The 20,214-nt window shown below is 49.7% G+C and carries 18 protein-coding genes; 11 read left to right on the forward strand and 7 right to left on the reverse strand.

What is annotated here, in order from left to right:
• The first annotated feature begins 2 nt into the window (after nt 1–2).
• Nucleotides 3–1,409: a sulfatase gene (locus tag O3C43_07685; GenBank protein ID MDA1066368.1), complete on the forward strand. Its 1,407-nt coding sequence runs from the start codon at nt 3–5 to the stop codon at nt 1,407–1,409.
• A gap of 21 nt (nt 1,410–1,430) precedes the next feature.
• A complete protein-coding gene (locus O3C43_07690; GenBank protein ID MDA1066369.1) occupies nt 1,431–1,892 on the forward strand; it encodes a RidA family protein in 462 nt (153 codons plus the stop codon).
• A 15-nt stretch (nt 1,893–1,907) separates the two neighbouring features.
• Here O3C43_07690 and O3C43_07695 read toward each other — a convergent pair whose 3' ends face one another.
• Nucleotides 1,908–2,123, reverse strand: coding sequence for a helix-turn-helix transcriptional regulator (locus O3C43_07695; GenBank protein ID MDA1066370.1), 216 nt, complete (start codon nt 2,121–2,123; stop codon nt 1,908–1,910).
• Between the two features lie 2 nt (nt 2,124–2,125).
• Nucleotides 2,126–2,626 carry a hypothetical protein gene (locus O3C43_07700; protein ID MDA1066371.1) on the reverse strand — a complete coding sequence of 167 codons (501 nt, stop codon included), beginning with the start codon at nt 2,624–2,626 and terminating at the stop codon, nt 2,126–2,128.
• Nucleotides 2,627–2,805: 179 nt separating this feature from the next.
• On the opposite strand from O3C43_07700, the gene O3C43_07705 reads away from it, so the two are divergent.
• The 6 genes from O3C43_07705 to queF are packed head-to-tail and all read left to right on the forward strand — an operon-like array spanning nt 2,806 to nt 7,581.
• Entirely contained in the window at nt 2,806–4,056 is a 1,251-nt protein-coding gene (locus O3C43_07705; protein ID MDA1066372.1) for a U32 family peptidase, read from the forward strand.
• Nucleotides 4,057–4,081: 25 nt separating this feature from the next.
• Nucleotides 4,082–4,306, forward strand: coding sequence for a ferredoxin (locus O3C43_07710; GenBank protein ID MDA1066373.1), 225 nt, complete (start codon nt 4,082–4,084; stop codon nt 4,304–4,306).
• Nucleotides 4,307–4,346: 40 nt separating this feature from the next.
• On the forward strand, nt 4,347–5,063 hold the full coding sequence (locus tag O3C43_07715; protein MDA1066374.1) for a hypothetical protein: 717 nt from the start codon (nt 4,347–4,349) through the stop codon (nt 5,061–5,063).
• A 2-nt stretch (nt 5,064–5,065) separates the two neighbouring features.
• Nucleotides 5,066–6,205 (forward strand): tRNA guanosine(34) transglycosylase Tgt, encoded by a 1,140-nt coding sequence (tgt, locus tag O3C43_07720; protein ID MDA1066375.1) that lies wholly within the window; start codon nt 5,066–5,068, stop codon nt 6,203–6,205.
• Nucleotides 6,192–7,220, forward strand: a complete 1,029-nt coding sequence (queA, locus tag O3C43_07725) for a tRNA preQ1(34) S-adenosylmethionine ribosyltransferase-isomerase QueA (GenBank protein ID MDA1066376.1) — start codon at nt 6,192–6,194, stop codon at nt 7,218–7,220. Before tgt ends, queA begins: the two co-directional genes overlap by 14 nt.
• Before the next feature lie 19 nt (nt 7,221–7,239).
• On the forward strand, nt 7,240–7,581 hold the full coding sequence (gene queF / locus O3C43_07730) for a preQ(1) synthase (protein ID MDA1066377.1): 342 nt from the start codon (nt 7,240–7,242) through the stop codon (nt 7,579–7,581).
• A 77-nt stretch (nt 7,582–7,658) separates the two neighbouring features.
• Here queF and O3C43_07735 read toward each other — a convergent pair whose 3' ends face one another.
• From O3C43_07735 to queC, 3 genes are all read right to left on the reverse strand, one after another.
• A complete protein-coding gene (locus O3C43_07735) occupies nt 7,659–8,351 on the reverse strand; it encodes a 7-carboxy-7-deazaguanine synthase QueE (protein MDA1066378.1) in 693 nt (230 codons plus the stop codon).
• The gene (locus O3C43_07740) at nt 8,348–8,776 is read right to left on the reverse strand and encodes a 6-carboxytetrahydropterin synthase (protein MDA1066379.1); all 429 of its coding nucleotides are present in this window, start codon (nt 8,774–8,776) and stop codon (nt 8,348–8,350) included. The genes O3C43_07735 and O3C43_07740 overlap by 4 nt, the downstream gene beginning before the upstream one ends.
• A 106-nt stretch (nt 8,777–8,882) precedes the next feature.
• The gene (gene queC, locus O3C43_07745; GenBank protein MDA1066380.1) at nt 8,883–9,584 is read right to left on the reverse strand and encodes a 7-cyano-7-deazaguanine synthase QueC; all 702 of its coding nucleotides are present in this window, start codon (nt 9,582–9,584) and stop codon (nt 8,883–8,885) included.
• A 137-nt stretch (nt 9,585–9,721) separates the two neighbouring features.
• Here queC and queG point away from each other — a divergent pair, with 137 nt between their 5' ends.
• From queG to cmoB, 3 genes are all read left to right on the forward strand, one after another.
• The gene (gene queG / locus O3C43_07750) at nt 9,722–10,747 is read left to right on the forward strand and encodes a tRNA epoxyqueuosine(34) reductase QueG (protein ID MDA1066381.1); all 1,026 of its coding nucleotides are present in this window, start codon (nt 9,722–9,724) and stop codon (nt 10,745–10,747) included.
• Nucleotides 10,740–11,465 carry a carboxy-S-adenosyl-L-methionine synthase CmoA gene (cmoA, locus tag O3C43_07755; GenBank protein ID MDA1066382.1) on the forward strand — a complete coding sequence of 242 codons (726 nt, stop codon included), beginning with the start codon at nt 10,740–10,742 and terminating at the stop codon, nt 11,463–11,465. Before queG ends, cmoA begins: the two co-directional genes overlap by 8 nt.
• 155 nt (nt 11,466–11,620) lie before the next feature.
• Nucleotides 11,621–12,586: a tRNA 5-methoxyuridine(34)/uridine 5-oxyacetic acid(34) synthase CmoB gene (gene cmoB, locus O3C43_07760; protein MDA1066383.1), complete on the forward strand. Its 966-nt coding sequence runs from the start codon at nt 11,621–11,623 to the stop codon at nt 12,584–12,586.
• Between the two features lie 199 nt (nt 12,587–12,785).
• On the opposite strand, the gene O3C43_07765 is transcribed toward cmoB, so the two are convergent.
• Nucleotides 12,786–18,524: an Ig-like domain-containing protein gene (locus O3C43_07765; GenBank protein ID MDA1066384.1), complete on the reverse strand. Its 5,739-nt coding sequence runs from the start codon at nt 18,522–18,524 to the stop codon at nt 12,786–12,788.
• Nucleotides 18,437–20,089 (reverse strand): hypothetical protein, encoded by a 1,653-nt coding sequence (locus tag O3C43_07770; GenBank protein ID MDA1066385.1) that lies wholly within the window; start codon nt 20,087–20,089, stop codon nt 18,437–18,439. Before O3C43_07770 ends, O3C43_07765 begins: the two co-directional genes overlap by 88 nt.
• Nucleotides 20,090–20,214: the final 125 nt, after the last annotated feature.

Consider the following 20,214-nt stretch of genomic DNA (forward strand, 5'->3'; position numbering starts at 1 on the left):
AGATGACCAGAATAATTAAATCGGCATTGATTCTCCTGTTAACGACCTTCGTTCCGTTTGCGAAGGGCGTAGTTCCTGAAAACCTGAATGTGCTTTTTATAGCCATCGATGACTTGAACACACGATTGGGGTGTTACGGTTTCGATCACGTTTCTTCACCTCAAATTGATAAGCTGGCGCAAGAGGGAGTACGCTTCGATCGGGCGTACTGTCAGTATCCTTCCTGTGGGCCCAGTCGAACATCCGTGTTGACCGGTCTGCGACCGCAGACGACAGGCATGATCAATAATAGCATGTCGTTTCGTGAGTTGGCCCCTGATGCCGTGACTTTGCCACAACTGTTTAAAAGCAATGGTTACCACACCGCCCGGGTTGGAAAAATATTTCATCAACGGGTGCCCTTGGATATCGGAACGAGTGGTGCGGATGATCCGGCATCGTGGCATGAAGTGGTGAATCCGAAAGGCCGCGACGTAGATGAGAAAGACCTGATGACCATTTATACCAATAAATTGGCTATTACCGATACGATGGGTTTTCTTAAGGCGGATGGCGAAGACTCGGAGCAGACGGATGGAAAGGTGGTTGATGAGACAATTCGGATGTTGGAAGAGCGCAAAGGGGAACCCTTTTTTATCGCTGCCGGACTTTATAGACCACACACTCCTTATATTGCGCCCAAGAAATACTTCGAGCTATACGACCTGGCAACAACAGAGGTGCCTTACTTGCCACCTGGGTATCGTGATACGGTGCCACCTGGTGCTTTAAGCTCCACTGCTGATTGGCCTAATTTCGGAACTACTGAAGATGAAGCACGTGATTGTATTTTGGCTTATGATGCCTGTATATCTTTCGTTGATACACAAGTTGGGCGTTTGCTGACTGCAGTGGATCGACTCGGATTACGCGACAATACTATCGTCGTGTTGTGGGGAGATCATGGTTATCATCTTGGAGAACATGGCCTCTGGCGAAAAAACAGTCTATATGAGGAATCGGCTCGCGCTCCATTGATATTTCGAGTTCCCGGAATAGAGCCCGCGGAAAATGGTTCTCCAGCTATCGTGGAGTTTGTAGATATTTATCCGACGATTGCCGATCTTGCAGGGCTTGTTCCTCCGGTTGAGCTTGAAGGCATTAGTCTAAAACCATTGTTGGAAAATCCGAATGCCAGCTGGGATCGTCCTGCTTTTATTCAGACCTTATTTGTAGACGTCCCCGGCTATAGTGTTAGGACCGATCGGTGGCGTTACGTGGAGTGGGGGACCTCAGGTGACAAAGGTATCGAACTGTATGATCAGTTCGAAGACCCGAAGGAAATGAAAAATCTGGCAGGATCCATAGCTCATGCTACTACTATAAATCAATTGAAGCAGCTGATAAATCGGAACTGGCCAAGTAACTAAGAACATTAAACATATTTCACTATGAGTGCAGAAGAAAAAATTAAAGAACTCGGATTGGAACTTCCACCACGTCCGCCAAAGGGCGGAGTTTACAAGTCGGTGGTTATCGTGAATGGCTTGGCCTACTTTTCGGGCCATGGACCCTACAAAAGCGACGGGACGATGTATGTGGGAAGAGTTGGCGATCAGGTGGACCAGGAGTTTGCTTATGCGGCGGCGCGACAAACAGGCTTGGCAATTCTTTCCACCTTACAGGCGGAACTGGGATCTCTGAATCGGGTTAAGCGTGTGGTTAAATTGTTGGGGCTGGTGAACAGTGCTCCTGATTTTTATAGTCACCCCGCGGTCATCAACGGCTGCAGCGAACTCTTTGCCGAAGTATTTGGCGAGGAGGCCGGTGTGGGTACCAGGAGCGCGTTTGGTGTAGCTGCCTTACCTGGAAATATTTCCGTGGAGATAGAAGGCATTTTCGAAATCGAATAACCGGAACGATTCAAACTACTCGGGTTCGTATTGAAATACGGCGTCGAGCGGTTCAACGAAGGTCGCAGCTATTTTAAATGCCAATTCGAGGGTAGGTGAGTATTTCGCCTGCTCTATGGCAAAAATGGTTTGTCGCGTTACGCCCACCTTATCGGCCAATTGTTGCTGGGTCATTTCTCCATTTTTAAACCTAAGAGCCCGGATATTGTTTTTGATGTGAATCTTTGGCATCCTTAGAATCCTCTGCGGTAATAGAATAACTGCACAGCCGATTTTGTGATCTCCGCAAGTACCAAGGTAAAGAGCATGATGTGGATGATCAGAAACGGCGAGGCATATTCACTGAATTTAATCACCAGCTCTGCGCCTTTTTCTCCTATTTCCGGGTGTTCGAAGATCGTTTTCCCCAGAGAGGAAATCACCACTTGCCAAAGTGCTGCAATGAGTCCCGTGAACAGGACAAAGTATCCGTAACGGTATCCGCGTGTTTCGTAGAGTTTGTCGCGTTCGTCCCCTTCCTGCTTTTTGGCGAATCCTGAGAGCACTGAGATCAGGACAATTTCAATTACGATGGCCCAGAAAACGACCTTCATATAAAGCCAGGTAGCTTGTTGTCCGTCCATGTCATCCGTCATTACCTTAATGAAATAATAGCCGAACAAGGCGACGGTTATGATGAGATTCACCCAAAGAACCTTTTCTTTGAATGAGAGAGTTTTTAAGTCGAATGTCATTTTATTGAGTATGGTATAGTTAACGCGATGTAAAAAATAATTAACATTACAAGCGATCTTAAAACCAACTTATGTCAAATATATTTTACATGGAAAATTGAGGTTTGAGCCACTTCATTTGGTTCAGCTTGACTCTGATGGTGCTTTGCGCCCTTTCTCTAGCGCTTTTTTAATCATTGATGATCACCGAAATTCCATTGCCAGAAACCGAGTTACTGGCCCCAGCTGGTTGTTTTCCGTCCTTACAGGCTGGAATCGCATCCGGTGCCGATGCTGTTTATTTTGGTTTGGCCCAATTAAATATGCGCGCACGAGCCCGGCGCTCTTTTGGGTTGGAGGATTTGCCGGAGATGATGAATCGTTGCCGGGAAGGTGGAGTAAAAGCCTGCCTTACTTTGAATACCCTTCTTTACGATCACGACCTCAAATTGGTTTATAAGCTTCTTGAAGTGGCTGCGGAAAATAAGGTGGATGCGGTGATCGCTTCCGACATGGCCTGTATCATGCGTGCGCGTGAATTGGGATTGGAAGTTCACCTTTCTACTCAATTATCGGTTTCCAATATCGAGTCATTTAAATTCTACACTCAGTTCTGTGACCGTATTGTTTTAGCCCGTGAGCTGACTCTGAAAATGATCCGCAAGCTCTATGAGCAGATTGTTGCCGCAGATCTTCGTGGACCCAGTGGTCGTCCGGCTGAAATAGAAGCCTTTGCTCACGGTGCGCTTTGTGTCGCTGTATCCGGACGTTGTGGCATGTCCCTTCATACCGATAACGCCTCTGCCAATCGCGGTGCTTGTGTTCAAAATTGCCGCAAAGAATATGATGTGGTCGACAAGGAGACGGGCAAGAAGTTGACGATCGATAACAATTTCGTGATGTCGCCCAATGACATTTCAACCATCGAGTTTTTGGATCAACTACTACAATCAGGTATCAAGGTGTTGAAGATCGAAGGACGAGGTCGTTCACCTGAATACGTACATACTGTTATCAGTTCCTATCGGAAAGCGATTGATGCAGTTCATGCCGGGACCTATTCGGCGGAGTTTGTTGCCGTGTTGTTGGACGATCTGAAATCCGTCTACAACCGTGGACTTTCTGAAGGTTACTACTTGGGACGTGACCAGGGTTGGTCGGCGACTTACGGTTCAAAAGCAACCAAGCAAAAGGTGCAGGTTGGTAGAGTAAGCCATTACTACAACAAACTCAACGTAGCAGAAATTACTTCAAGTGGTAAGGTGGCAGTCGGCGATGAATACGTCATCATTGGGGAAACTACCGGCGTCGTTGAGGGTACAGTGGACGAAATTCATCTGGAAGATGGAAAAGTAGATTCCGTCAAAGCCAAAGATGTATTTTCGATTCGGGTACCTAAAAAAGTTCGAAAAAACGACAAGGTCTATTTGATGATCCCGGTAGCTGGTTGAGCTATTAAATCGATAGGTATTTGTCATGCTCCGCATAATCCACAAACAACCTGAGTGTATCGGGTGTGATCTCTGTTGTGATGTAGCCCCTAATTACTGGTTCATGAATGACGAAGGTTTGGCGGAGCTTCATTCCGTGATTAGAACGGTCGGAACACTTCAATTTGGCGAAGGTTGGGAAGAAGACCGCAAAGCCTTGAAAGAAGCTGAAGAGAATTGTCCGGTACACATTATTCGCATTGAAGAATGAGGTAGTCATTTTATTAAACTGTCTTTAACTACTTTTCATCATGCCTGAAGTTCCAACTCACCTTTTAGGATTATTTATTTTCATAACCATAACCGTGTTCTTTCTATTTCGGTTTGCCTTGATACGGGGTGTCGCAGTTCTTGGAGAACGTAAACCAGGCAGAGCCATGTTGCTGTCTTTTCTGTTGGGACTTTGGCTCATGGGTACAGCGATGATGGCGGAAAAGGGGTCACTGCAAGATTTCAGTCAGTTTCCGCCCATGATTTTGGTGTTAGTTTTTATGGCGCTCACACTCACTTTCACTTTGGCGTTTTCGAGAGTTGGCTTATTGGTGATCGAGGGAGCTGGACTGGTTTGGTTGGTCGGCTTTCAGAGCTTTCGCATCGCTGTAGAGTATTTTTTGCATCAGATGTATCTGGAAGGAATTGTTCCCGTTCAAATGACTTATTCAGGTCAGAATTTTGATATTCTTGCAGGATTGAGTGCGGTGATAATGGCCTTTCAAATTAAAAAGAAAATGGTGGGCCCAAAAGCGATCTTGATCTGGAATATCCTGGGACTTGCTCTGTTGCTTAATATCATTGTCGTGGCAGTACTTTCGATGCCAACTCCGTTTAGGTATTTTCAAAATGAACCGGCTAATACCTTTGTCACCCATCTGCCATTCGTGTGGTTACCCGTGTTTCATGTTCAAGCCGCTTTGTTCGGTCATCTGCTTGTTTTTCGGGCATTGAAGCGTGGTGTGACTGTCACTTAAACATGTCACCGAAAAGTTATACCTTACTCGGGCAAGATGGTGATGCCCGGCGCGGGGTGTTCCACTCCTTTCATGGCGATGTGCAAACACCGTTCTTCATGCCTATTGCTACGGTCGGAGCGATCAAAGGCGGTGTGGAGGCCATGGAAGTTCGGGGGCTTGGATTTGAATTAATCCTCTCGAATACCTATCACCTGCATGTGCGGCCAGGAGAAGAACGCATCAAATCCTTCGGTGGCCTGGCTAAGTTCATGGGATGGGATGGACCGATACTGACCGATTCTGGGGGCTTTCAAGCGTGGTCTTTGGCCAAGATGAATCAAATCTCTGAAGAAGGGATCACATTCCGTTCTCATGTGGATGGTAACAAAATTTCGCTCACGCCCGAAGGAGTTGTGGATATTCAACATGCGCTTGGAATAGATGTGGCTATGGCGTTGGACGAGTGCACCGACTACCCATGCACGCATGAGGTGGCCAAGGCATCGATGGAACGAAGTTTGCGCTGGGCCGACCGTTGTAAGAAACGCTGGCTGGATACGGGTGCTAATGAGTCGATGTATTTATTTGGAATCGGGCAGGGGTCTTTCTATGAAGATTTAAGGACTGAATCGGCAAAGATACTGGCTGACCTCGATTTGCCTGGATACGCAATAGGTGGTGTGGTGGTTGATTTTACTCGAACCCCCGAGGCCATTCTTCCCTCTATTCCACATCTGCCTAAAGATCGTCCGCGTTACTTGATGGGGGTGGGAACGCCGCTTGATATTCTGAATGCAGTGGAGCTCGGGGTTGATATGTTTGATTGTGTTTTGCCTACTCGAAATGGGCGTCATGGAAAAATATTCACTACCTTCGGCGAAGTCAATTTAACGGCTCCCATGTGGAAAGATTCGGAGTTACCGATGGATGCGCAGAACAATCACCCCATCAGTCGAAACTACAGTCGCGGCTATTTACGTCATCTCTTCCATGTCAAAGAGTCTTTGAGTGGACGTTTGGCTACCTTGCATAATCTGTCCTTCTACGGCAATCTGATGAAAGGTATTCGGTCGAGTATCGAGGCAGGGCGTTTTGCCGCATTCAAAAACGATTTTATCGAGAAGTATACTGCAGGAACTGGTTCTAATGGATACGGCTGATTTTGATTTCGAGTTGCCATCTGAGTTGATTGCCCAAAACCCGGTTGTGCCTCGTGACCACTCCCGGATGTTGGTTATGGATCGACGGAACCAATCGCTGGAACATAAGCACTTCTTTGATCTTCCGGGAGAATTACAAGAGGGGGATGTTCTGGTTCTTAATGATACGAAGGTGGTTCCTGCTCGATTGTTTGGGACGATCCCGGAGGTTGGAACCGGCTCAGTGGAAGTATTACTTTTAAACGAAGCGGTAGAAGGTAATCAGCGTGTGATGGCTAAACCGGGGAAAAAGTTTCGCTTAGGTTGTACGGTTTTATTTGATGAAAAATTAAAGGCGGTTGTTGAAGGAATTGAGGAAGACGGGAGTCGATTGTTGAACTTCAATTGTTCTCCGGCAGAATTACAGCTTCATCTGGATCGTATTGGCCATGCTCCCTTCCCCCCCTATATCAAAGAATCGACTGCTACCCGTGAGCAATACCAGACCGTTTACGCCCGGGATCCGGGGAGCAGCGCGGCACCGACGGCCGGACTACATTTTACTTCGGACGTTTTTGCACAGCTTAAAAATAAAAGAATCTCTGTGGAGAAAGTAACTCTGCATGTAGGCCGCGGTACGTTTCAGGATGTCAAGGTCGACCATCTCGAGGAGCATATCATGCACTCTGAGCATTTTGAATTAACGCCCGAAGTTGCCAATCGATTGAACGAAGCGAAACGGAATGGAAGAAGGATTATCGCGGTTGGAACCACGTCTGTTCGTGTCCTGGAAAGTTGCTGCTCTGATGAAGGCGTGTTGTTGCCTCAAGTATCCACCACTGTCATTTTCATTTACCCGGGTTATGCATGGAAGTTTGTAGATGCTTTGGTAACCAACTTCCATCTTCCAAAAAGTACTCTGATCATGCTGGTGAGCAGCTTCGCCGGAAAAGAATTTATTCTAAATGCTTACCAGAAAGCGATTGAGGAAAAGTATCGTTTCTTCTCCTTTGGGGATTGTATGCTCATTAAATAATTACCTAAGTTCCCATCGTATGAATATCGACTTGTTTGATAACCCGAATTCCAATCGCGATTATACGATTCAGCATGTGGCCGAAGAGTTTACCTCCGTTTGTCCGGTGACTGGACAACCCGATTTTGGAAAGGTGATCCTGACTTATACGGCCGATGCCAAGTGCATTGAGTTAAAAAGCTATAAGCTCTATCTTCAAGGTTACCGTAATCAGGGGATTTTTTATGAAGCGGTTACCAACAAGATTCTCGACGACCTGGTTGAACTTTGTGCTCCGCGTTGGATGAAGGTCGAGACAGTCTGGACCACCCGCGGTGGTATTCACTCAAACATCACGGCTGAGTATAAGCGGGAAGGGTAGGATCGCGACCGACAAAGTATGTCGCTGATATTTTCTTTCGAGAGCAAGCTCCACTCTTACAAAAAACTCTCCGAAAATCAACTGTAGGAAGGCAGCTTGCTGCCGAATCGTTTTTTAATGCCCACTTGCCTTTCTTTCGCCGTAGCTGCTTCATCGACGCCATAAAGCTTATGTAATTGATAGCCGGCACGGTAGGCAAATTTTCGGTTCTTAACCGCCTGGTTAATCATCTCGAGGGTTTGTCCATCCTCCCGCCGGGACCATTCAGGATGCAGCCAGATGGGTTTCCCCGAAAAGTAAGTTCCTAGTTCCTGCTCCCAGTCTGAAACAGCGTCGGGAGTATCCACGATAACCTTAAACTCGTTCGCCAACACCAGGCAGGAGTGAATGGGTTTTTTCCATACCTTGGGGCTGACCGTGATCCAGTCGAAACTTCCTCGAATTTCGAAGCAACCTGCAGTTTCCAGATGTATGGGAAACCCCGCTTCGTGAAGGGCATTTGTCAGGCCGGTTAAATCATGAATGCAGGGCTCCCCTCCGGTAATCACGACTAGTTCAGGGTTATGGAATTTTGCCTGTTCGACCAGTGAATCGATTGACCGTTTGTCGATGGAGTCAGGAACAAAGTCCGGATGCCAGGTTCCGGCGGAATCACACCAGGGGCAATGGACCGGGCAACCAAACAAGCGAATGAAAAAAGCGGGCTTGCCCATATGGCAACCTTCACCCTGCCAGGTGTAGAAAGTCTCGTATATCGGTAGTTTTTTCATGGGTAATACTTGGCGGCGTTGCGCGAATCTTCGGCCACTTCCACCGAAAGCAGTGTTACGCGGTCACCGTGGTGAGTCTTTAGTTGAACGGATATCAGATCGAACGCGTGTTTGGCCAGGCCTTCCGCTGAGCAGCTTTCCACTTGATAAGGTTTAAACTGCCCGGGAAATTGTTCCAAAAGCCGCTCCGATTCGGTGTCGCCCTTATTGTAAACATAGGCGTGGTCCAGATTCTCATTCAGCCAGTGGCGGATAAATTTGAGTTCTCCGAAATCAACCACGAACCCCTTTTCGTCGAGAGCGTCGCAGCCGAAGGTGAACTTGAAGGTCCAATTATGTCCGTGAATAAATCCGCAATGTCCGTCATGCGAATGCTGCCGATGGGCGAAAGGAATATCCGAATACGTTTTTGAGCAGGTGTACATCAATCAAACGGGTTCAAAGGTTTCAGGTTCAGTGGTTTCCGGTTTGAAGAAGCGGCGTAACGGCCCGAATCGTAGGATTTTCGTCGATTGAATTGGTTCATGGCTCTTAAAGTTTCCATTCCTGTGCTATCATCGTCTCAATCGTTGGTGCCTCAACGGTGTAAATGGTGGAGTCCCCGATTCCGGCCAGATAGAATGCTTCCCGTCTTTCGATACAGGTACCGCATTGGCCGCAATGGGTTTCATTACCTTCATAACAGGACCAGGTTTTCTCAAAAGGAACATGAAGTTCTGCGCCACGTTTTACTACATCGGCTTTTGAGTAGTCCACGAACGGGCGATTCAGGAAAATCTCCTGCCAGTCAGCCAGACGGATAGCCTTGTCGAGGGCTGAGGCGAACGCTTCACGGCAATCCGGATAAACTGCATGATCGCCGGAATGAGCCGCATAGGAGACTGAATCCGCTTTTAGGGATACGGCCCAAGCAGTAGCCAGTGAAAGTAAGATCATGTTGCGATTGGGTACCACGGTGGATTTCATGTTGTCCTCTTCGTAGTGGCCATGGGGAATTTTCATTTCCGTATCCGTCAAACTGGAATTTCCAAACAGCTCTGTGATTGATCTGAGATCCACCGTCCTGTGCTTGACGCCTAAGGCTTTGGTAATGACCTCGGCCTGGATGAGCTCTTTGCTGTGCTTTTGCCCGTAATCGACGGCTAGGGTTGCAACAGTGGCCCCTTGGTCGAGCAGATGGTAAAGGAGGACGGTTGAATCCATTCCTCCAGAATAAACTAGAACAGTTTTCATGAAATTCAGTTGTTCATTGCTTAATTGCAACACCTGGGAATTTTTAGCAGGCTCGGGGAAAAATGGCCCAGAAGCGTACTTTGGCAACCCTATATTTTACATTGAGCTGGGTAGCTGGGTATGCAGGCTGACTCTTCGTGCCATCCACCCTAACACTGACGGAACAATGCAGGACCAAAGCCCTGGAACTTGGCTTTGATGTTTGTGGATTCTCGTCGATTGATGTGGAGCTCCGTAAAGCGTATTATCTGAATTGGATCGCAGAGAAACAACACGGCACAATGCGTTGGATGGAGCGGAATAATGAGCGCCGTCTTCAACCCAGGAATATCCTTCCTGAAGCACGATCCATTTTGATGGTCGGTTTAAACTACTATCAGGACGATCCTCCCATGCGCGGGCGAATCGCAAAGTACGCCCTCGGCAAAGATTACCATAAGCTGATGTATAAGCGGCTGAAACAATTATGCTCATGGATGCGTGATCAGGGCGGAGATCAAAAACCTTACGTCGACACAGGACCCATGCTGGAAAAACCAATCGCCGCTCAAGCAGGTCTGGGCTGGATGGGTAAGAGCACCTTACTTCTGCACCGCAATCATGGCACATTTCTTTTTTTGGGGTCGATAATAACTACCTTGGATTTGGATCCCGATCCGGTGGAGCAGGATCATTGTGGTTCCTGTACCCGTTGTTTGGATGTTTGCCCTACCAATGCATTTCCGGCTCCGTATCAATTGGATGCTACTCGCTGTATTTCTTACCTGACGATTGAGCATCATGGTCCAATTCCTATGGAGTTTCGTGACGCAATTGGGGATCGCATTTACGGCTGTGATGATTGTCTGGATGTTTGCCCCTGGAATCGTTGGGCGCAGATTACGCGGGAAATAAAATTTCATTTCAAAGGATTGCCTGACTTGGCGGAAACTCTGGATTGGGACGAAGCAGCTTTTATTGAACGGTTTCAAGGAACTCCCATTGCTCGTTTAAAACTACCTCGGTGGAAAAGGAACGTATGTATAGTTCTTGGTAACATTGGGGCGGCTGAAGATTTGTCAGCACTTCAGAAAGAGGCGGACGGCGAAGATGAAATGATTGCCGAACACGCAAGCTGGGCTATTCATAAAATCCAATCCCGAGAAGGAGCCATTCATGAGTAAGGACGAAATATTTTCGGAATTTGATGAAAGTCCAAGCGGCTTTGCCTTCGATGAAAAAGTGGCACAGGTATTTCAGGATATGATCCAGCGATCTGTGCCAGGTTATGAGATGTCGCTTTCAATGATCACATTAATTGCCAGAAAATATGCCAAGGAAGAAACGAGCCTCTATGATCTGGGCTGTTCTCTCGGTGCTTCCAGCTTGGCCCTCCTGGCTGGGGTTAAAGATAAAAATATTCAATTAGTCGGCGTCGATAATTCCGAGCCAATGATAAGCCGATGTGCGGCGAATCTTGCTCAGGCAAATTACAATGAATGGGATCTGCGCTGTGAGGATATACTCGATACCAAAATTGTGAATGCTTCAATCGTCATCCTGAATTTCACCTTACAGTTTATTCCTTTAGACCGGAGACTTGCTCTACTTGAAACTGTTTATGCCGGATTGAATCCAGGCGGGGTGTTACTCGTGTCCGAAAAAATTGCTTTCGATGAGGCCGGTATCCAGGATTCTATGTCAGAACTCCACCTTGGTTTCAAACGTGCACACGGTTACAGCGAACTTGAGATTAGCCAAAAAAGAAGTGCATTGGAGGACGTCCTGGTTCCTGAATCAATTGAGGATCATAAGGCACGTTTTGAGCAAGCAGGCTTCTCGTGGTCTGCCCGGTGGTTTCAATGTTTTAATTTTGCTTCGTTGATCGCGTTTAAGGAATGAGCGAATATTTTTCCCACACGAATCGGCAGAGCTGGAAGCTCTTGCCCTACCTGGAATACCAATTGAGGGTAGGGCCACTGCGCGTGCCTTGGCGAAGCTTCTCAGCGAAGACTGGTCCCCGCAGTGCCGCTTAATCTTGTCTGGATGTGAACAGGATCGATTATAGTCCCCTCTATCAACAACTAGAAGGCTCACCGTTTGCTTCATGGATTTCCGATTTGAGACGGTTTGTGAATTCTAATATCGAGGATTCAAATGATGGTCATTTGCCGACATGGTTAGCGGCGTTGAACGCCTTGCCGAAGTTCGATTGCGAACGATCAGATATTTGCGAAGGGGTTCGCTTCGACGGCGATTGTAATGTTCCTGCTGCTGAGTCCGCCTTGCGGCAATTCCACCCCTGGCGAAAAGGCCCTTTGAAACTTGGTGAAGTGGAGATCGATACCGAATGGCGGTCCGATTGGAAGTGGGACCGTTTGAAAGGCCATATTGAACCATTGGAAGGTCGGACGGTTCTCGATATCGGGTGCGGAAATGGCTACTACCTTTGGCGGATGTTGGGTGCAGGCGCAAAACTCGCCGTGGGGATAGATCCCTATCTACTTTTTGTGATGCAGTTCTGGGCGACAAAACAGTTTGCTCCCCAGAAATTGCCTGCCTGGGTTCTTCCTATGGGTTGGGAGGATCTTCCGCCTGAGTTACCGTTTTTCGATACTGTCTTTTCGATGGGTGTACTTTATCATCGTCGGAATCCAGACCAATTCCTACAGCAGTTAAAAAACTATGTGCGACCTGGCGGCGAACTTGTGTTGGAGACCTTAGTGATCGAAGGAAATGAAGGGGAGGTACTTGTTCCCCAAGGTCGTTATGCTAAAATGCGCAACGTGTGGTATATTCCCTCTGTCTCAACTTTAGAAGCTGCATTAAAGGACGCCGGTTGGTTGAACGTTCGTTGTATCGACGTGACTCCTACGAAACCCGAAGAACAACGAACCACTGACTGGATGACCTTCGAATCATTAAAGGACTTTTTGGATCCAAAGGATCCGACTCGGACAGTCGAAGGTTACCCTGCGCCTATACGTGCAGTCATTGTTGCGAATAAAGAACCCAGGAGCTAGCACCGAGGCATTTAAAGTTAGGGCGGTTTGGCCCAAACCGCCGTTTTCGATACGGCTCGGTCGACCGGACCGGCCGCAACTCTGGCGACAGGCACCCCGGACGCCTCGGCGAGGCGTCCCTACCTAAGCCAAAGCAAGCTTCGAGATATCAGACCCAAAGCGAATAAACCTGGGTAACAACCCTAGGTTCTATTTGCTCTTAAGGAGCGACCAAACGCAGATTGGTTGCACCATAGTCCAATTCGAGTGTAAGCCCCCCCTGATCCAATCCATTCTTGGTTGTGAAGTCTCCACTGACCGAGCCGAAGGTCATGATTTCGAATTCGTTTCCTGAGGTAGGTGTGAAACCACCTGATACACTTACGTCGAGCGTTCCATCGAGAGTGAATGCGGAGCTAGAGATGAGTCTTCCAAATTCGCTGGCCAAGGTTCCGCCCAGTTCGAAAGCCAGTGTTCCGCTGTTGGATTGTGTAAAAGGTTCCGAAACAGATACCACGCTGCCCGCCTTTATGGCTATGCTGCCAGCGTTGGTAAACTGTGTGGGATTGATCGTCAGGGTACCTCCGTCGGTGTCGGCGGAGATGAGGCCCTCGTTGATGATATGGCTGCCAAGGCCCTGGAAAATCGGTCGGCTGATAGTTCCAGTCTTGCCCCTTACCACCATGCCGGGACCGAGGGTCAGAATGGCGTTGCCCTCCGCGCTCAGGGAACCGGAGTTACCCTCGAACACGACGCTGGCATTGTCGAAAGTCTGCACCCCGGTAAATGCAATGCCCCCGTTATTGTCGATCCGCACGATGCCGTTGAGGGATAGCCCGTTACGGATGAGCAGGCGGGAGCCGCCCGTGGTCAAATCCAGATCGCCGTTGACGCTCACGCCGTCGAGCGTGCCTGCTGTGGTGGAGAACAATAACCGACCCTCGTCCGTCTGGGTCACCGTCCCGCCCATGATCGTCCCGCCGATGAGGGTCCACGTTCCGGTCGTGGCGTCCAGGGTCAGCGTATCGCCGGTGAGGTCCAAGTCCCCGCTCACCTGGACCGTGCCACCCGTGCGCTGGAACGTCCCCAGCGAGGGCAGAGTGAAAGTTCCATTGAGATTAACCGTCGCAGTGTCGGCCTGAATCGTTCCGGTGTTTGTGAAGGTTCCGGCCAGTGTCAGCATGCCGCCCGTGGCCTTCACCAGGCCCGAGTTGCTCCAAGTGTTACCGATGAGGCTGAGGCTGATGTTGCCGCCGTTCTTAACCTCGACGGTGCCAGTGTTGGTAAACTGTGTCGGATTGATCCTCAAAGTACCTCCGTCCATGTCGGCGGAGATGAGTCCCTGGTTGATGAGATGGCTGCTGAGGCCCTGGAAAACGGGCCGGCCGATATCGGCGGTCTTGCCGCTTATCACCATGGCGGGACCGAGGGTCAGGGTGGCGTTGCCCTCCGCGCTCAGGGAACCGGAGCTACCCTCGAACACGACACTGGCATTGTCGAAAGTTTGCACCCCGGTAAATCCGATGCCCCCGTTGTTGTCTATCCGTACGGTGCCGTTGAGGGTCAGCCCGTTGCTGATGAGCACGCGGGCGCTTCCCGTGGTCAGGTCCAAGTCGCCGTTGACGCTCACGCCGTCGAGCACGCTTTGAAAGTTGGAGAACAACAACCGTCCCTCGTCTGTCTGCGTCACCGTTCCACCGAGGATCGTTCCGCCGTTGAGGGTCAGGTTTTGATTGAGTTCTGCGATGCCGGAGAGTGCCAGGGTAGCTCCACTGATTTCCAGGCTTCCATTTAGAATCAGGTTTTCAGTCACTTCCAAGCTGCTTCCTGCTGAAATTGCCAGAGCTCCATAAATCGTGAGATTTCTTAGTTGAGTAACTCCTGAAGGAAGGGTGATCGCGACATTGTCAAAACTCGGCAAAATCACGTCGTCATTCGGAACCGGAATTGCCCCCTCGCTCCAGTTTATAGGGTCGTTCCACTCGCCATTATTGGTGGAGATCCAGAAGGCTGCGTCTGCCACACGGAAGGTCCAGAAGACATCCTCAGCTAGATTATTTCCGGCGAGATCCGTGGCGGCGGTGGTGATTACAGCCTGATACAAATCATCTGGAAGGGGTGCGAAATTCAGGGAGACCGACGACTGATCCGGGCGATATAGAATTTCACGGTACTGTGTTCCGTGTTCCCCGTCATCCGGCGTGTCGAGCAGACCGTCTGGTCCGGCTGAGGACAGTGTGAGTGAAGTGGAGGTCAACGTCTCCGGATCCATGGGTTCGTTGAAAAATGCTTGGATGCGGAGCAATGTCCTGGCCCCACCGGTTGGCGTCGTCGCAGTGACTCTCGGTGCGGTGATATCTGGCCCGAGGGGAACCACCTGTTCATCGGACCAGGTGAAGTTGCCTCCCGTATCCACGGCACGGGCACTCAGAAGGAAGGAATCCTTCTCTTCACTCAGGATTGGTGCAACGAATCTAAATTCAAAGGGAAACGCGCTGTCCGTAAACGCCTTCACACCATCGAGATAAAATTCGACGTTGCGCACCTGCACATCGTCTCCGACCAGCGCTGTCACGCGCGCCCGTTGTCCGCTCTCTGCTTCGCCCTCGCCGAAACTGCTGGAGAGTGTGATGCTTGGCGGCACGCCATTCGCATCGTAGGGCAGGTAGTTGATGATCTGCATGCCTTCGCTGTCATCTGCCACATAGGCCAATCCGTTGAAGATGGAAACGGCATGGGCTTTACCCTGCGTCGGGAAGGTGGTGACGAACACTTCGGTTTGCGCCGGATCGGTCAGATCGTAGAGGGAAATATCATGCGCTCCGTCATTGGTGCTGTTTGGACCAACAGCGGCGAGCCCCAGGCCAGAACCATTCGCCACGATCTGTCTCCAGCCGAATTGGGTGGTGTTACCCTGAGTGATCAAAACCGGTTCAGCCGGGTTGCTGACGTCGAGGGTATTGTAGCCTGTTCTGTGCAGGGTGTATGCCACGCCGCCACCCACGAAGAGTCGCGTGTTTTGCGATGCATCGAACGGAGAGGAGGCAGAGCCAACCACTGCGAACACGTCCCCAAGAACAGAAATGACATGCAGTCGATCACCGGTCAGGGCGTAGAGATAATCGCCTTCGAGAGCCAGGTCTTGCACTGGATCGCTCACACTCAACTGGTCAAGGATACTTCCGCTGGACAAATGCACGACAACGATCTGACCGGAGCTGAGCCCGACATAGCCGATGCCTGCTCCGACGGCGATGGCCTGCGTGCCAGGCAGATTAACCCGCTGGGTGATTCGTGCATTCGCTGAGTTCGAAATGTTGATTACTGTCAGACCCTCATCGCCGTCTGCGACGGCCACGAGATTGCCGGAAAAGGCGACACGTTGCGAGGTGCCCGGAGTGTCGAGCTGCGCGAGTATGGTCGGTTGACTGAAGTCAGTGATGTCCACGATGGAGACTCCGCTGGCGCCCTCAGTCAATACCGCGAGATTGTTTCCGGTGGCAATATCAATGGCCTTGCCCGCCGTCTTGAGGGTGCCAATGACTCCTGTTTGGACAGGTAATCCGTCCAACGGATTGGTGCCCTGCTCAACCTCCGCGCCATCGGGTATTCCGTCGTCATCAGAGTCGGCATTTCTCGAATCGGTACCATAAACCTCCTCGACCAGATCGGAAAGGCCGTCCTCGTCCGAGTCGACTGCGTCCGCTGGGAGTGGAAACAGGTTGAAACGGGGCAAGTTGTAGGGAAGGTTGGGACTCAAGTAAGGTGAGATGATTGCTATCCCTTTGGTAATCGGGTCGTAGAAGACTACGTCCAGCAACTCTCCATCAGCAGGTACGAATAGGGTATACTGACCATAGGGCTGTGTCTCTCCACGTAGAACTACATCGCCGCTCGGTCTTGCGATATTGGCCGCATACAACACTGGGTAAGCTGGAGCATTGCCAAGTTTCAAATCATCCAGTTCAATCCCGGTCTTGTTGGCTTCGAGAAGAAGAGCTTCTTCTTTTTTGATAATGAGATTTCTCAAGTATTCGCCAGCGTTTCCACCGGCCATCGTATCAGCCAGTTGATGGAGAGCGTTTTCTTGGGCCACCAATTCCGGAGTTAATGGCGACTGATTGGACAAAACTGGGCGAAGCAAATCCTTAATCTGTTCGAAAATATTGGCGAGTTCCTCCTCAATAGTAGGTTCATTTAGCGCTGCTTGTATCACAGCGGATGCCTTAGCGGGATTAGTTTGCGGAGTTGTGGATTCCACGTGGCATACTTCACAATATTCTAAATCCATTTCAAATTGTTCTACGCAAGCCTCATCCTTAGCATCCACTATATTCCCATATTTTAATTTGCATTCAACCCACTGATCAGACCTATTATCTGTACCCGTATTTTCAGGATGGAGAGTTTTTTCCCTCGCGTCACAGATTTTCGTAGCCTCATTGTATGCTTGATATGCATAGAAATTGCACACATCATGGCTGCCTCTAGCAAAAGAAAGGCAATCAGAGATATCTGCCCAATAGCAAACCGGTGGCTCTGGAGGCGGCGGCGGAAAAAACTCTCTCCAGGCTTCACCTATCCAACCGTGCCAACCCGGTTGAAGAATGCCCACGCCGGGATCGGTACAGGCAAGTGTTCCATCAGCGCTTACGGTCATGCCTCCCGCGGCTTCCCAAATCCCTTTATCATGATTGAAGGACATCAAAGTGCCCTTGGTTCCCGGCGGTGACAGCTCGCCAGTAGTTGGGTCGGGTAGATTTGGGAAACAAACGGGTGCGGGTTGATCGAAATTACTCGGACCATCGGTCTGAACAGTGATCACCAGCGGGAGATCTAATCCCTGTGGCAATGGGCCCGGCAATCGATCTGGCGCGACCGGTGCGATTCCTATCATCCCGCCGCGTGTACCGTCGTCGCTGAGTAGCGAATTGGCTGGCACCATGATGGATACCCCGGCCAAGGCTGGATTGTCTGCCACCACGTCCGGAGGCAATTCGATCATCGTATCCTCCGTCATGCTCGTCGCCTGTAAAGTTCCCACTGTGATCAGCGGCAGGTAAACCGTTCCAGTGCCACCGACCGGAGTGTCCATCACTCCTGCCACTGCCTCCCACGCCTTCCCCACGAAAGGATAGTATGCCTGATCTGGATACCGGATGCCCGCGGCTTCATCCACCACCGTCCGACCGTCGATGTGGACAAAGAATCGTCCTGGGGGAACGGGACTGAGGGTGAAACTTCCCGTCTCATCCGTGACTGTGCGATGTGTCTCCTCCAAGCCATCGATAGTAATTGTCACTCCGGCCAGCGGTGTATCCACCGGCTCGCCTCCCTCGGTTGCCGGTGCCAACTCCGATGCAAAGACCTGTCCCGTCACTCCGGTGCCTGGCAGTGGACTCAAGCTCAGGGTATTGAAGGCGATGACGGCTTGTCCTCCCGGATCGCCATCACCATCGGCATCGACGAATGCGCCCGCGTGGTCCTTTACTGTGTCGCCGTCGAAGGTTACCACCACCTGTGCGCTGCCCGGCAGTGGTTCCAGATAAAACAGCGTTGCCTTCATTCCGTCGCTGGACAGTTCGGCGCGGGAAAGAATTTTACTGCCGCCGAATTCGGCATAAAACATATCCTGATCGAGGATCGTCTCGCTGGATAGGGGGGCGCTGAAATGGATAATGGTTTCGCGCGTGACGGCTACACCCCGCTCTCGATTTGCCGGAGATAAATTACCGAGCGTGACCAGAGGCGCCTCAAGATTCAGCCTGAAGTAGCGAGCTTGGCCACTGATGTTTAGACTCATCACCAGTTCACCAGCTTCTTCGAGTGCAGTCTGGCTTAGGCTCTGCCAATTGGTGAAAGCACCCAGGGTCAGGCTTTCCTCAAGGTAATAACCTGCGGCATCCTCCGACCAGACAACACGGGAGGCAGAAATTCGCCTCCAATTTCCAATTGGCAACGAACGCCTCCGATTGGTTGGTTTGAGTTATCGAACACTACACCTGAAAATGAAGTCGGCACCGTGCTATCACTGGCTGCACCAAATAAGACAAAGGTGGCCGGAGGTCCGGTGTTTCCATCAAAGGTTGCCTGGATTACATTGTTACCGGTATTGGGGCCGTATTTAAACGAGACTCCTGCGTGGCCCGTTATTGAGGTGACTGCTATTGTTTCATCTTCACCATTCACTTTTCCTCCTCCGGAAATAACCGTGAAAATAACTGGAATATCTTTCACTCCATTGCAGGTATCGTTGACCCAGACTCTCAGGAGATCGATGGCGTTGGTATCTGCTGCACCGCGTTGATCATTCCCTGATCCAATGTTTATTTGTTCTGCAGGGCGTGGGTTAGCCGAGGCACAAAAGTAAGCAGTACCTGCGACGTCCTTACTTGTGACCTGAATTCGATTATTTCCACAACCGGCATCTGATCCCATTCTCCAGTAGGCGAATGCTTCACCATCCTCATTTGTCCTTAATTGAATCGTTTGTTTAGCTTCTGAGAAATCAACTGGATTTGTGCTTAACAAACCGTTACTGCGAATCACTTTGTAATCCACCCATTTGTAGGCGACAGGCGCCCCATTCGGATACTGAACTTTTACTTTTACGGCTTGGGGTAATCCCGTATGAATAATCCCGGTCTGGCCATTTCCCGTGAAGGCAGAAATCGTAGGTCCTTGGGGTACGATCCGGTAAAGTGTTTTCGTTTTAGTAACGGAATTACCCAACATATCTTTGGCTGTCACGGATACTACGTTTTTACCTACTTCAAGAGGTATACCTCCTTTTTCAAAAGTTCCATTTTGGCCAATGCCTACTATGACCTCTGCTGATTCTCCATTTACTTTTACATCCAGGCCTTGGTAGCCGCTCAAAACATCGCCAATACGCCCAGCAATGTCGGCCATTGCAGTTATCAGCTCCTCATTGTCAGCGGGAAAATCAATAAACAGATCTGGCGGAACAGAATCGTGGGTTACGTCGATGGATTGAGGATGGCTTGCGTCACCATTCGAATTAATCGCGGTGATAAATAGCTTGTTGATTGAATTTTTATTTAATTCTACCTCGACTTCAAAGTTTCCGTTGGCGTCCGTATTTACTATTATCGGACTTTTTCCCCCTTCGATTAGCACCTGGCTTCCAGGCCATGTAGAACCCAACATGCGGTAAGTAGGCATGGAAGTAGATTCAGATTCAGAATCCAATTCAGGCGTTATATCTGGAACGGGTAAGTCTATCCGTTTCAGGACCGCATCTCTGAGAAGATAAATATCAGTAAGGTCCGTTTTCCCGTCCTGATTGAGGTCCGAATAGGGTTTAAGGCTGTCGGTTAATTCGATCTCTCCTTTATATAACGCGATCAGCTGGGTAAGGTCATAAACCGTGGGCTGACCATCGGCGTCGATATCGCCCAATTGGTAAGGGGCCTGAGCCTGCAACAAAGGGACCAGGAGTCCAAAAACACTCAGGTATTTTAGGAGTGGTTTACGAAGTAAGGAGGTAATAACGGTAAACAATGAAGATTGGCGGGTTCAGAACCACTTAGACTTGTGTCCGAACACTGCTATATATTCAAGGTTTAACAGTAATTTTGTTTAATAATTAAGGGAAACCACTAATGAGGTTTAGTAATTCCTCTCCT

It is taken from the genome of Verrucomicrobiota bacterium (genome assembly GCA_027622555.1).
Classification (GTDB): Bacteria; Verrucomicrobiota; Verrucomicrobiia; order Opitutales; family UBA2995; genus UBA2995.